This is a genomic window from Campylobacter sp. CNRCH_2013_0671h, assembly GCF_025773055.1.
GTDB classification, from domain to species: Bacteria; Campylobacterota; Campylobacteria; order Campylobacterales; family Campylobacteraceae; genus Campylobacter_D; species Campylobacter_D lari_D.
The window spans coordinates 16,064-28,409 of the sequence record NZ_JAKMTG010000013.1 but is presented as its reverse complement, the minus strand read 5'-3'; the positions used below and the strand labels follow the sequence as shown (position 1 = coordinate 28,409).

Below are 12,346 nucleotides of genomic sequence, written 5' to 3'. Positions count from 1 at the left end.
ATTTTTTTAAATAAAGGTCTTGATGAAGTCAAAAAACAATTAAAATTTTTATTTAATATGGTGTACTATTAAAATAAAATTTTTTAATGATACAATTATATATTTTATATAATTAAAACTGCTAAACTTATTTAAAAAATCTAATAACAAGCTATTTTTATTGAGTAAAATATGTTAATATTGCATACTAAATATATATGAATAAAGCTAAGGTTATGGTATGAATGTATCAAGTACTTTTCAAGAGTTTCTTCAAAATCTAGCGATAAATAATAAAGAAGAAATTAGTAACAGATATGAAGAAATTACAAAAGTACTTAATATTAAATATAGAAATACTGAATCTAGAACATCAAATAGTCTGCAAGTAGGCTCCTATGGTAGATTTACTGCAATTAAAGGCATTTCTGATTTAGATATGATTTATATTTTACCGCAGAAAGAATATAAAAGATTTAAATGTGGTAGACAATCAGCATTACTTCAAGAAGTTAAAAAAACTATTCAATCAAGATATCCAAAAACAGATATGCGAAGAGATGGGCAAGTTGTAGTCATATCTTTTACTAATTATCAAATAGAAGTGCTACCGGCTTTTGAATGTGAGGATGGAAGTTTTTTATATCCAGATACAAACAATGGAGGTAGTTGGAAAAATACTAATCCACGACTCGAAATAAAAGCTATATGTGATTTACATGAAAAAAATAAAAATTTAAGAAATTTATGTAAAATGATTAGATCTTGGAAAAACTACCATGGTGTGGCAATGGGTGGACTTTTAATTGATAGTTTAGCTTATAATTTTTTAAATTCAACTACATATTATAATGACAAAAGTTTTGCACACTATGATCAGTTAATTAAAGATTTTTTTAAATATTTATCAGACTTGCAAAATACAAACTATGTTTTTGCACCTGGTAGCAATCAAAAAGTTTATATTAAAAGTAAATTTCAAACAAAAGCAAAAAAAGCACATAAGTTAGTTTTGGAGGCTATTGAAGCACAAAAAAACAAAAATGCTAATCAGAAGTGGAAAAAGATATTTGGAAGAAGCTTTCCATCAGCTGTTCAGTTAACTACAGAAGCTATGAACGAATCTATATCAGCTTGGACAAATACAGAAGAATTTATAGAAGATAAGTACGATGTTGATATTAGATATGATTTATCAATCGACTGTGAAGTAACTCAAATAGGATTTAGACCGGATAAACTTTCGAGTATTCTTGCTAAAAATGCCAAATTGTTACCAAATAAAGAGTTGAAATTTCAAATAATTCGTAATGATACAAGAGGAGATTTTGAAATTTATTGGAAAGTTTTGAATAGGGGCGATGAGGCACAAAAAAGAAATATGATTAGAGGACAGATTATTAAGGGAGCTAAGATAAAAAACGAGAAAACAATTTTTCGTGGAGATCATATAGTTGAGTGTTATATTGTTCAAAATAATATAGTAGTTGCCAAAGATAGAATTCATGTACCAATCAGTGAAGGAATATATTCATGACTAAAGAAGATTTATTGAGACAGATAGCAGAAAGTGCCTATAACATAGGATTTGGTGCAAAAAAAAGTTTTGCTACATTTGATATAGTTGATAAAATACCTAATATGCTTAGTTTTTGTTCCTTAGCAATTGGTATTTTAGCTCTTTTTATTGATGAGCTAAATATTAAAATAGTATCTGCAAGTTTGATTATTTTTGGAATAATAGGTATTTATATTTCTAAATATTATGATAAAAAAAATATATATAAAACATCAGGTTCAGAAATTACAAAACTTTTCAATGAGTTAAAAAGTTTATATTATTCAGTTAAGGCTAAACCTAATGATGCGAATTTTGATAAAGATGTATCTAAAATGAAAGAGATTGAAAATAAATTTTATTCAATTGCCATCTCTGAACAAATATTATTTAGTGATTGGTATGCTCATTATAAATTCTTTTGGCAATGGGCAACACATATAAAATGGCTTGAGGATGAACTAAAATTGACTTTTTGTAAAAATAAAATACCTTTGTCATTTGTAGTATTTGTTGGTGTTATATTATTGTTGATTTTCATTATTTTTATCTCTTATTGTTCTTACTTGTCCTAATTCTTTATTTTCAAATAAAATAACACTACTCATTTTTCACTCCTATTTAGTCAAATAAGCCACTAGCTTTTGCTTTTTCTTCAGCTTGCTTCATAAGCTCGCCATAATCCAAAGGCTCTTTCCCCATTGATTTACCTATATCTGCTTTAAAAGCATTTTCACATTCTATATATTCTTTTGAAGTTTTATCTTTTAGTATAGAGTCTCTATTATCTTTACAATATTTTAAAGTATCTTTTAATTCTTTTTCATTTTTGGAGTCTTTAAAATATTCCATAGACTTAGGCTCTGATGAACAAGCACCTAAAAAAACAATAAGACTAAGAGAAGCTAACCCTAAAACTACTTTTTTCATTTCATATCCTTGATATATTTTTTAAATATGTCCGTTATATTTTAATGATATTGAAATTATATCTAAAAAATATTAATTAGATATAAAATTATTTAACGATTTTAATACGCTCAGCATTAAACCAAATTAAAGCATTGATATCTGAACACTCGCTTGTAAGTATCTCGATAATTTCTCCAGTAAAACCCAAATCAAATAATAAAGGAAAATCGTAAATCTTTAGTTGTTGTGCTTCTTTAACAGTGTTAGGACTAAAAATAGAATCTATTTCTTCAAACAAGAAAAACTCTCCTTGTTTTGATTGGCAACATTGGCATTTATTCATCAAATAAGAACTTCCAGCTGTATTTGAAAATGATTTTTCGAGAGATTTTATATTCATACGTTTTAAAATATTAGAAAAATCTTCAGAATATGCAGTTATATTTCTAAATATTTTAAATTTAGGCTGAAATAACCATTCGCCTTTTTCTTTATAAATAAATTTAGAGCTTCCCAAAGCATATACAGGTATAACTTTAGAACATTTCCAGCAATTAATAAATCCCTGAACAATATTTAAAGTTTCAGTTGCATAAAATGTAAAATTTTTATTCTCTAAATAACTTGAAACATAGTTTAAATTTTTATAATCTTGCAAATACCAAGTTTTATGTTCTTGATTCCATTTTATTCCATATTCTTTCAATTTATCTTTTTCCGAATAAGGAATATTAAGTTTTATATTCATAAATTGTCCTTAGATAACAAAACACTTAATAATTAATTACATATATTAAATAATTAATATAAATTTTAGAATATTTTGTTAAAATTTATCGTTCGATATCTTTTTCTTTGCTTGGAGCTTGAGTTTCTTGCTCTATTGTTTGTTCTTTAGAAAAACCATCTTGTTGTTTTGCTTTTTGCTCTTTCATTTCGGCTTCATTTTTTATCTCAAAACCAGTGCTTCTAACAATAGCTAGATAGCCATCACCTTTTTCAAGTTTAATCTTTTCTAGCTCTTCTTTAATTTCTTTATTAGTAAGCTTAATGTTTGTGTCAAGATAAAAACTTTTGCTACCATCTTGGTTTTGAAATTCGCTAATTCCAATTCCTTCAACTAAAGCTTTTCCAGCTTCTCTTTTATCGTTGATTGTGTAGTAAAATCTGTCAGTTTCTTCATTCCAGTTATTATTAATAAAGATATGGTTATCTCTATTACTTCTTTCTTGCGGATCTGTTGGTAATAAAACAATGTTGAAATTTTCTTTATCTCTTCTTACAAAGTAATTTTTCCATTCATTATTTACTTTAAAAGAAGCTGTTACAGCTCCCTTATCCATTCCAACAACTTTTCCAGCCTCTTCTATCACATCAACTAAAGCAGTAGCAACTTGTCTTTGCTTAATTTCACCTGTTTGAGTGTCTTTATAGTTTAATGCGTTATTTACATCAACCATAAGTCTTGGATGATTTCCATTTGATAATCTTACGAATGCCATTTTTTATCCTTAATAAAAATTTTTATGTTTTGTTTTTTGGTTTTTGGTTTGGGAATTTAAAAAAAATATATATAATTACATGTTCATTCACCTCCTTGTAGTGTGATATGAATGCCATTCTCATCTTTATTAAGAATGGTTTTGTTTTTTGGGAAGCTCAAAGTTAAGCTTTTGTCTTTATTTTCTTTTATAATGATAGAGCTTAACTTTTGGGCGTTTTGGGTTATTTTTTTATAATCTTCGTATTTTAAGTATACGATGAAAGAAAAAACTCCGAAAGAAAATCCAAATAAAACAAAAAACATCAATGAAACAATCATAGTTTGTTTGATATTTTTAGTTAGCTTCGAAAAAATTTTAGAAAAATCTAAAATTGCATTTTTTTCTTTTTCTAAAAACACTTTTAAAGTTTGATCATATGTTTGTAAGCTATCACTTAATCTAGCTTCGATTTTTGACCTAAAATCCTTTAAATCATCATTACTTACTTTTAAAGCACTATTTAACGATTCAAGAAATGTATTATCAAAATTAACTAAAGAATTATCAAGTGCAGTTTTTAGTTCCATTGCTTTTTGACTAAATTCTTCTATTTCTAATTTTGAAAAAGATGAGTTCAAACTATCAAGTTCTGTTTTAATCAAAAGTGTTTTATTGATTATTTCCAATTCTTCTTGACTTGGGGGATTTTTAAAATACGAAATTAGAGAATCAATATTCATTTTAAGTTTATAAAAATTTTGCTCTAAATCTTTAAAAATTCCTTCTTTGGTATTCTCATCAAGAACATTATTTAAGCCTATATTGATAGTATTATTAATGATTTCTAAGATTTTTATCTGCTCATCAATAATTTCTTGATAGTTGCAAATTTTTACTTCATCAAGTAAAGAATTATTCATATCTTCTTGATCTATTTGCTCATCAAGTAAGCTTTGATTTTCCTCAGTCATTTTTTATCCAACATTTTTTATTAATAAAAATCTTTTTATAAAAAACCCATTTCCACTTAAAACCTACTCTCTCGCGATGTTTCTCTCTTAAATTATCAGGAAGTAAGTTATATTCTTGTTCAGAAATTTCTTTTAATTCATAACCTCTTTTCCAACTGACATCCTCTATAAAATTTTTAGAGCATATATACTCAAAACCTTGATAATCAGTATAAGAACTAGATTGCAATAGGTAACAAGATTGCGATAATTGTGGATTTATTCTATATCCATAATGCTCTATTTCTTCACAAGCACCATCATCACATACTCTTTCTACCCATAAAAGTTTTTTTTCTACTCTTTTATTAAGTTCTTCCAAAGAACATTCACCATCTAAATGAGCTAAAATATCATTCTTATATTTAAGCATTTCAGTATCACTATTATTCACAGGACATAAATTTAAAAAATCTTTTCTTGCCTGTATGGTTTTCCAAGGCTTTTTAAACTTGATTGCAAAATATCTTGCAATCGCTGCACTACATTCAGGTGGTTTAATAGGCGAAGCTAAACAAAGCATAGCTTCACAAGCATATCTAGTATCTCCACTTAAATAATCCAATTTTATAGCTTTTAAATTTGAGAACATAAACATAGCTAAAATTATTGATATCAATTTTATTTTCATTTTTTATTCTCCTTTTTTTTAATTTTTTTGGCTTCTTGTATCATTTTCTTTTCTACAATTTCATCTTGATTAATGGTTTTAATCACGGTTGGTTTAATCTCATTATTATCAAATAAAGAATTACTCATTTATCCCTCCATCTTTTGCATGAAAAAAAAGCATATTGATGGTATTTTTATCTCCCTTAATAATGCTTATAGGCTGTAAGATCATTTCTGCTTCAACACCATTTTTTTTAAAATACTCTTCATATTCTTGAATGATATTTTTTTCGCCTATTAAGATAATTCTTTTTGCATTATGAGCCAAAAGAAAAGTTTTTACTATTTGCTCATTAGTGAGCAAGCCTTCTTTATTTTTTGTAAGCTCTATTTGATAAATCCAGTCCATATTGCTTAACTTTGAATCTTTAGGAACAAATCTATATTTTTCCTCCAATAAAGAATTATTCAAGGTTAGCTTTGAACCGCCTTCAAGCTTTTTAGGTTTTGGTGCAGAACTTGCACATCCTATAAAAATTACACTTGCCAATAAAAGCAAACTAAGCGTTTTTTTCATTATTTTCTCCTGTTGTTGGTATTTGTATGCGACACTCTCCTCTTTGAAAAGCTCCTTTTAAGATATGTTCTTTAGGTATGCCTTTAATTTTTGCCAAAGTTGGAGAGACTTGTTTAAACTTATCAATAAAATATGGATCGTTATAATAAAAAGCTTTTTTGCATAAAATAGGCTTTCCATTATCTATAGTAATAAGCTCATCTTCAAAAGACATTTCTCGAAGTTCTTGCGGAAGCATTAATGCCCTACTTGCTTCACTATAACTTGTAGATCCACCACTTGCCCCTACACTTCTTGATCTTGTTTTAAATGTAGTATTACCAAGTATTCTACTAATCTCCTCTGCATCTTCTTGCTCTCTTGGGGTATAAAAAATTTGACAAGCATGGTTAGTCAAAAGAGTTTTTGCTCCATCATCCCCATATCCATCAGGGGCAGGTGCTTTAAGTTGAGATTTTGATTGATAAATCATCAAAGAACGCATTAAATAACCTGCCATAAAACTTACTGCTGAAAGATATATAGGAATTTTTCTAGGTGCTGTAAATTCATCCATAAGCATTAAACAAGTATATTTAATTTGTGGATTTTGTTCAGGAAGTTCTTTTGTATTCAAAAGAATTAACTGCGACCAAAAAATATTCAATATAAATTTTGCATTAGTTAATTGATCAGGGGTTATACCTATATAAATAGTCATTTTCTTTTTGCGTAAATCTCTCAAATCAAAATCACTAGTTTGAGTAGAAAGTTTTAATACCTCTGCTTCAAAAGGAGTTAAAGGCTCGTTAAAAGAAGACATAACTCCTGATTTTGTATTATCACTTGAAATACTAAAATAAGTTTCTAACCTTCTTTTTGTGATATCTGAAAGCAGATCATCACAATTTGATAAGTACTTATAAGTATTATCAAATCCATTTATTTTTTTACCCTCATATTCAAAAGTAAAACCTTTTGAAAGTTGTAATATTCCAAAAAAACTAAATTCTGTTTTTAAGTTAAATGTTTCTAAAAAAAGTTTCCCATCTTCTTTTAAATTTAAATCTTTCCACAAATAACAAAGTCCTATAAATAGGTTTTGTGCAAGACCATTAAAGAATTGAGTTGTAGAATCTCCTTCTTTTGGATAAATGATATTTGCTAAATCCATTAACTGACTATCACAATTATCACTATCACTCATATCAATATAAGTTAAAGGGTTGTAACGATGAGTTCTTTTTGAAAATGGATTAAAAAGAAAAACATCTTGACCCAAAACTTCTTTTCTATATTTACTTGTAAAATCAAAACATTCTTGTTTTATATCCTGAACAACAGCACTCTCTTTCCAGTCCATTAAATTTGGTATTACAATACCAACCCCTTTACCACTTCTTGTTGGAGCTCCCAAAGCCACAAACTGAGGCCCTTTAAATCTTAAAAATTTTCCCTTATATTTTCCAATGATTATTCCATTGTCTGAAAATAATTTCATTTTTTTAATTTCTGCTAAATTTGCAAATCTTGCCTCACCAAATTGAGTTTTTTTGCTTTTAGCTATTAATGCTAAAAGCGTTAAAACAATAACACTAAAACCAAACATACCAAAGAAAGAAATATAAGCTTTTGGGTAAGCATTTATTAATGCCTCAAAAGTGAATTTAAGATTGTAAAATCCAAGAATTCTTTTTAAGCTTACATCATTAAGATAAAACATCACAAAAGGACTTAAAAAATAAGCTATTAATAGTGAAAAAATACTTATAAAAACAAGCATTACAATCTTATCTTTCATTTTCTATTCCTTTTATTTTTGTAGAAAAGCTTTCTAATTTTTGTTTAAAATAATTAGAATTTTTTTCTTGTTTTAAAGATTTTTCTTCATAATAAGCTTTAACTTTTGGATTTTTAAATTCCATTCTCTTATTAAGATTTCTATCAGAATAAAAAGTTATAATAATTTCATCAGAGGGGGATAGTGGCGGGATGAGACCCTCCCCTTTGATCTTATCAGTAGCAACTCTAAAACGAATGCCTTCTTTATTTTCCCATTCATATACTTTTCCACCTCTTCCATCATCAAATGGTTCTTTAAAGACTTTCAAATATTCTCTTATAGAGTTACCAAGATTTAAAAGCTCTTCAATCTTTATTTCTCCTTCGCTTTCTTTTGCTAAATGTAATTTGATATGTTCAGCACCTCTTCCTTTGTCTCTTTTTGTGTTATGCCAACCCTTAACATAATGGACAACATAATCAATGATTGCCTCTTCAATAATCTCTAATTCTGTATTAATTGGAGTTGAGTTTTTATCGTTAAAACTCACATTATAAATTCCTCTTTTTTCTTTATTTGCCATTCTTCATCTCTTTAAAATATATTTGACTAATATGTCTTTTTCCATTATGAGCTCTAATATGGACAACTACATCAATAAGATTTTTAAGCATATCTTGTATTTTTTCAAAAGGTATTTTTTGACCTTGAGTATTTTGTAAAGTCATCAAAGCCAAACGCTCGAATGTTTCAGAAGTGCTTCCTGCATGGCAACTTGTAATGCTACCACCATGCCCACTAGAAAGAACATTGATAAAATCATAAGTTTCAGCACCTCTAAGCTCTGCCAATAAGATTCTATCAGGCTTCATTCTAAGACACGATTTTAAAAGAGTTGCAGAATTTAAAAAATCTTCATTTTTAGCTTCGCTAGGATAAAAAAGTTGTACAAAATTTTTATGCTCATAAAATTTTATTTCTTCAACATCTTCTATAGTTATAATTCTTTGTTCTTTGGGAATAAAATCAATTAAAGTTTTCATAAAAGTTGTTTTACCGCTTCCTGTACCTCCTGCTATAATGATATTTTTTTCATACTCTACTGCTTTACAAATAAAATCTTTAAAATTTTTAGCCTCATAAAGCTTTTTCAACTCCTCATCCAAAGGATTTGTTATAAAATGATCAGTTTTTATTTCTTCAAAAAGACCACTTTTAACATGATCTTGTATTAAAAATCTTTTCTCACTTGGTTTTCTAATTGTAATTGAAATATGCTCTTTTTTAGTCGCTGGCGGAATTACTACCTGAACCCTTTCACCTCCATGTAATATACAAGAAAGGATAGGGCGTGATTCATCTATCTTATCTTCTTTAAAAGAAGCTAAAGAAGTAGCAAACGATTTAGAAGCTTCATAATCTAATTTACTTGTTTCTTCTTGCCATTTTCCATCATTAGTTTGTATGAAAATATTTTTTTTGCCGTTGTAGCATATTTCAGTTACGCTGGAATTAGCCAAATGCTCTCCAAAAAAATCATTAGCTAATTTTTCTAGGGTTCTTGAATTACTCATTAAAAGCCCTTTCTTTTTAATTGATAAACCTTAGAAAAATCAATATCTTTATTAACATATACACCTACTAAATCACCGTGATTTTTGTAAAGAGTTGGTTGGATATTAATCATTTTTTCTAAAGCAGTATTAGCTATTTCACGAGAAGTTTCTCTTGAATTTTCCGTATAATCAACACTATTTTCTTTTTTATTAATAACTTGATTAGCTAAAATATTTAAAGAATCATCAATTATTGATAATAAAATAGCTGAACCAAAGCGTTTCATATAATGATGATCTACCCATCCTTGTATTCCACTTGCTCCAAGCTCATCAGTTGCACCTGAATAAACTGGTATAATAATATTATTAGGCGTTCTTATTTCTTGCCAAATAACAAAAAGCCTATCCATACCATCATTTAATTGTCCTGAACTAAAACTTCCTGTAATGGTGCTTCCTTTTTCAATTAAAAGAACATTGCCATTTGAAGAATAAACATCATTTGAAACAATACAAGCAATACCCCCTTTAATAGTGCTAACTAAACGAGTTTTTAAAGAACAACCTATATAAGTTCCTTTGGATAATAATAAATTTGGATCAAACTGACTAACACTAGCACTAGTTGGGGTAAAAACATCGCCGATAAAATCATTTGATCCATTAGATAATAAAGCATTGTCTCCTTGCATAGGTTTAGAATTAAAAATATTATTTGAGCTTTCTTGTGTATTGTTTTCTTGTGCATTAAAAGCCCCACCATCACTACTACTTACCACAACTAACCCTGCACCTTTTACTATTCTTGGTTGTAAAGGTTTTGAGATAAGCTCGAAAGGATTTTCTTTTGGAGTTACTTCAACGGGTTTTTCCTGTTCTCTTTCTTTCAATAACTCTTCAAAACTCTTTGTTTCTTCTTTAACAGGTTCTTCTTCTTGAGGTAAAATAAAATCTTTTAATTTCACGCTACTAGCAATGTCTTTATTAACTTCTTTTGCTTGTGTATTTGCAGTATCACCACTACTACCAATAAAAGATTTTGCAAAGATATATGCAAAAATCAATAATATAAATACACAAGCAATAAAGAATACATAGATTTGAATTTTTTTAACATTAACGCTTTGTGCTTGCAACTCACTTTGTAAATCCATATCTTTTAATTCTTGTTTTTCTTGATTACTCATTGCTCATTTCCTAATAAAGATTGTTCTAGTAAAAGTGTTTTACTTGGATCGTTTATCACTCTTTGTATATTTTCATTAGAGGTTTCTCTAGTTTTATCTAAAGGATTTTTTCCATAGCCATTATTAAAAATTCCAACAACCTTATCTCCACTTCTTAGTAGAATTTGTTTTGCAATTTTTTGAACTACTAAAACATCATATTTTCCATCTTTTTTAATGTGAGTATTTAAGATCATTTCTTTGCCGTTTTCATATAAAAATACACTCGGAAATGTTTTTGTGTTATCAAAACCTAAGTAAGTAAAAACACCATCATCATAAGCATAATTTGGTGCTATATCTTCACTTCCCTTATTCGCTTTCATTAAAAAATCCCAGTTTCTAGGAACTATATTTTTATCAAGTTCTTCTCTTACAATTTTCTTTTCTAGCTCTTTTTTTATTTTATTCTCTTGCTTTAAGATTTTATCAGCGTGACTAAAAGACAATTTATAAGTTGCTTGCTTGCTATCATTAGTTAGCAATAAATCAAAAATATAAGTTTTTAAATTAGTGGTAACAATTAAATTTGTTTTCCAGTCTTTTGGATTTGGATCAACAATCATCTCTTTTTGCTGACCTTGATTATAAGGATCATTTTCTACAAAAAGTCTAGTTTTATAAGCTTTTGGTTTAATAAATAAAAGATTTTTTTTCTCTATTAAATCCCAACCTTCAGAAAATCCTGTAGCGGTATTTATAATGACTTCTTCATCGCTAAATTCAATCATACTTACAAAACCATTTCTAGCTACCATTTTAAAAACATCTTTAGAGTTATACTCAGCATGTGCTACGCGTTGATCGTATTCTGATTTTTGCGGTTCATTTAATGCAAAAACAGGTAAAGCCAAAAATGAAAAAGAAAGGGCTAGGCTAATATTTTTTATCATCTTATTTCCTCATCAACTCTATAGTGAGTAACCTTAAAGCCAAGAGGGTTTAAAATTCTATTTTCTTCACTTGTTTTTGCTAGTAAAAAATCATATGCTAAGGTTATAACTTTGGTTGATTGTTGTGTGCTTTTTGTTGCAGAATCTTTTTTGGTAATTAATGCTCTTATAGTAGAGGTTTTTACTCCATTGCTATTTCCAAGAACAATACTTAAAATCTTAACGCTTACTTCAACATTATCTTTATAAATTTGATCTAAAGCATTATTACCAGCATAGATAGCTCTATACTCATTTGCAACATTTTCATCACTCATTAATTGAGTAAGAACATAATCTTGATTTAAAAACTTATAATAATAACCTTCTCTAGCTTTTATATATTGAGAGATAAAGTATTTGTCTAAAGCTTCAATAGAGCTAATTTGCTCTTCTTGTAAGCTAGTAATAATATCCACCATACCAGTAGTATTATCCACTCTAATCACATAAGGTTCGGTAGTTTTTAATGGTGTTAAGAAAATTACAGCAATTACAGCAATAATTGATATTGCCATACTTATAAATGCAACTAACCAAGCTCTTTGATTTGATTTTTCAATCAAATATCTTACACTTGCTTCAAAATTCAAAGCATTAGAATTAATTTCATTTTGGTTTTTCAATTTTATGTTTAAAAGAAGTTAGTATAATTAAAAAGGGTGGAATGCCAAAGGGTGCCACCTTTGACATTCAATTTACCGCCCAGAAGGGAGGTGAGTCGAATGACTAAAA

At 27.9% G+C, this 12,346-nt stretch carries 15 protein-coding genes; 2 read left to right on the top strand and 13 right to left on the bottom strand.

What is annotated here, in order from left to right; translation table 11 throughout:
* Positions 1 to 220 precede the first annotated feature (220 nt).
* Together L8X97_RS07685 and L8X97_RS07680 are read left to right on the top strand one after the other, a co-directional pair.
* Positions 221 to 1,516 carry an SMODS domain-containing nucleotidyltransferase gene (locus L8X97_RS07685; RefSeq protein ID WP_263663010.1) on the top strand — a complete coding sequence of 432 codons (1,296 nt, stop codon included), beginning with the start codon at positions 221 to 223 and terminating at the stop codon, positions 1,514 to 1,516.
* On the top strand, positions 1,513 to 2,112 hold the full coding sequence (locus tag L8X97_RS07680; protein ID WP_263663008.1) for an SLATT domain-containing protein: 600 nt from the start codon (positions 1,513 to 1,515) through the stop codon (positions 2,110 to 2,112). The genes L8X97_RS07685 and L8X97_RS07680 overlap by 4 nt, the downstream gene beginning before the upstream one ends.
* Positions 2,113 to 2,158: 46 nt before the next feature.
* Here the strand turns inward: L8X97_RS07680 and L8X97_RS07675 are convergent, their stop codons facing one another.
* The 13 genes from L8X97_RS07675 to L8X97_RS07615 all read right to left on the bottom strand — a co-directional run bounded on the left by L8X97_RS07675 (position 2,159) and on the right by L8X97_RS07615 (position 12,237).
* Complete coding sequence (locus L8X97_RS07675) at positions 2,159 to 2,467, bottom strand: EexN family lipoprotein (RefSeq protein WP_263663007.1); 309 nt, start codon at positions 2,465 to 2,467, stop codon at positions 2,159 to 2,161.
* 88 nt (positions 2,468 to 2,555) lie between these two features.
* Entirely contained in the window at positions 2,556 to 3,197 is a 642-nt protein-coding gene (locus L8X97_RS07670) for a DUF5710 domain-containing protein (protein ID WP_263663006.1), read from the bottom strand.
* An 85-nt stretch (positions 3,198 to 3,282) separates the two neighbouring features.
* Positions 3,283 to 3,951, bottom strand: a complete 669-nt coding sequence (locus L8X97_RS07665; RefSeq protein ID WP_263659903.1) for a hypothetical protein — start codon at positions 3,949 to 3,951, stop codon at positions 3,283 to 3,285.
* An 83-nt stretch (positions 3,952 to 4,034) separates the two neighbouring features.
* On the bottom strand, positions 4,035 to 4,904 hold the full coding sequence (locus L8X97_RS07660) for a hypothetical protein (protein WP_257928958.1): 870 nt from the start codon (positions 4,902 to 4,904) through the stop codon (positions 4,035 to 4,037).
* On the bottom strand, positions 4,897 to 5,574 hold the full coding sequence (locus tag L8X97_RS07655; RefSeq protein WP_263663005.1) for a TrbM/KikA/MpfK family conjugal transfer protein: 678 nt from the start codon (positions 5,572 to 5,574) through the stop codon (positions 4,897 to 4,899). The genes L8X97_RS07660 and L8X97_RS07655 overlap by 8 nt, the downstream gene beginning before the upstream one ends.
* Positions 5,571 to 5,702 (bottom strand): hypothetical protein, encoded by a 132-nt coding sequence (locus L8X97_RS07650; protein ID WP_256378939.1) that lies wholly within the window; start codon positions 5,700 to 5,702, stop codon positions 5,571 to 5,573. Before L8X97_RS07650 ends, L8X97_RS07655 begins: the two co-directional genes overlap by 4 nt.
* Positions 5,695 to 6,132, bottom strand: coding sequence for a cag pathogenicity island Cag12 family protein (locus tag L8X97_RS07645; protein ID WP_240390140.1), 438 nt, complete (start codon positions 6,130 to 6,132; stop codon positions 5,695 to 5,697). The genes L8X97_RS07650 and L8X97_RS07645 overlap by 8 nt, the downstream gene beginning before the upstream one ends.
* The gene (locus L8X97_RS07640; protein ID WP_173777042.1) at positions 6,116 to 7,912 is read right to left on the bottom strand and encodes a type IV secretory system conjugative DNA transfer family protein; all 1,797 of its coding nucleotides are present in this window, start codon (positions 7,910 to 7,912) and stop codon (positions 6,116 to 6,118) included. Before L8X97_RS07640 ends, L8X97_RS07645 begins: the two co-directional genes overlap by 17 nt.
* On the bottom strand, positions 7,902 to 8,477 hold the full coding sequence (locus tag L8X97_RS07635; RefSeq protein WP_257395666.1) for a hypothetical protein: 576 nt from the start codon (positions 8,475 to 8,477) through the stop codon (positions 7,902 to 7,904). The genes L8X97_RS07640 and L8X97_RS07635 overlap by 11 nt, the downstream gene beginning before the upstream one ends.
* Positions 8,467 to 9,468: a P-type DNA transfer ATPase VirB11 gene (gene virB11 / locus L8X97_RS07630; protein WP_263663002.1), complete on the bottom strand. Its 1,002-nt coding sequence runs from the start codon at positions 9,466 to 9,468 to the stop codon at positions 8,467 to 8,469. The genes L8X97_RS07635 and virB11 overlap by 11 nt, the downstream gene beginning before the upstream one ends.
* Positions 9,468 to 10,640: a type IV secretion system protein VirB10 gene (gene virB10, locus L8X97_RS07625; protein WP_263663001.1), complete on the bottom strand. Its 1,173-nt coding sequence runs from the start codon at positions 10,638 to 10,640 to the stop codon at positions 9,468 to 9,470. The genes virB11 and virB10 overlap by 1 nt, the downstream gene beginning before the upstream one ends.
* Positions 10,637 to 11,572 carry a P-type conjugative transfer protein VirB9 gene (virB9, locus tag L8X97_RS07620; protein WP_012662266.1) on the bottom strand — a complete coding sequence of 312 codons (936 nt, stop codon included), beginning with the start codon at positions 11,570 to 11,572 and terminating at the stop codon, positions 10,637 to 10,639. Before virB9 ends, virB10 begins: the two co-directional genes overlap by 4 nt.
* A complete protein-coding gene (locus L8X97_RS07615) occupies positions 11,569 to 12,237 on the bottom strand; it encodes a virB8 family protein (RefSeq protein WP_263663000.1) in 669 nt (222 codons plus the stop codon). Before L8X97_RS07615 ends, virB9 begins: the two co-directional genes overlap by 4 nt.
* Positions 12,238 to 12,346: the final 109 nt, after the last annotated feature.

Coding starts and splice junctions, on each gene's coding strand:
- L8X97_RS07685 (WP_263663010.1), top strand. CDS start 221: ATGAATGTATCAAGTACTTTTCAAGAGTTTCTTCAAAATCTAGCGATA.
- L8X97_RS07680 (WP_263663008.1), top strand. CDS start 1,513: ATGACTAAAGAAGATTTATTGAGACAGATAGCAGAAAGTGCCTATAAC.
- L8X97_RS07675 (WP_263663007.1), bottom strand. CDS start 2,467: ATGAAAAAAGTAGTTTTAGGGTTAGCTTCTCTTAGTCTTATTGTTTTT.
- L8X97_RS07670 (WP_263663006.1), bottom strand. CDS start 3,197: ATGAATATAAAACTTAATATTCCTTATTCGGAAAAAGATAAATTGAAA.
- L8X97_RS07665 (WP_263659903.1), bottom strand. CDS start 3,951: ATGGCATTCGTAAGATTATCAAATGGAAATCATCCAAGACTTATGGTT.
- L8X97_RS07660 (WP_257928958.1), bottom strand. CDS start 4,904: ATGACTGAGGAAAATCAAAGCTTACTTGATGAGCAAATAGATCAAGAA.
- L8X97_RS07655 (WP_263663005.1), bottom strand. CDS start 5,574: ATGAAAATAAAATTGATATCAATAATTTTAGCTATGTTTATGTTCTCA.
- L8X97_RS07650 (WP_256378939.1), bottom strand. CDS start 5,702: ATGAGTAATTCTTTATTTGATAATAATGAGATTAAACCAACCGTGATT.
- L8X97_RS07645 (WP_240390140.1), bottom strand. CDS start 6,132: ATGAAAAAAACGCTTAGTTTGCTTTTATTGGCAAGTGTAATTTTTATA.
- L8X97_RS07640 (WP_173777042.1), bottom strand. CDS start 7,912: ATGAAAGATAAGATTGTAATGCTTGTTTTTATAAGTATTTTTTCACTA.
- L8X97_RS07635 (WP_257395666.1), bottom strand. CDS start 8,477: ATGGCAAATAAAGAAAAAAGAGGAATTTATAATGTGAGTTTTAACGAT.
- virB11 (WP_263663002.1), bottom strand. CDS start 9,468: ATGAGTAATTCAAGAACCCTAGAAAAATTAGCTAATGATTTTTTTGGA.
- virB10 (WP_263663001.1), bottom strand. CDS start 10,640: ATGAGTAATCAAGAAAAACAAGAATTAAAAGATATGGATTTACAAAGT.
- virB9 (WP_012662266.1), bottom strand. CDS start 11,572: ATGATAAAAAATATTAGCCTAGCCCTTTCTTTTTCATTTTTGGCTTTA.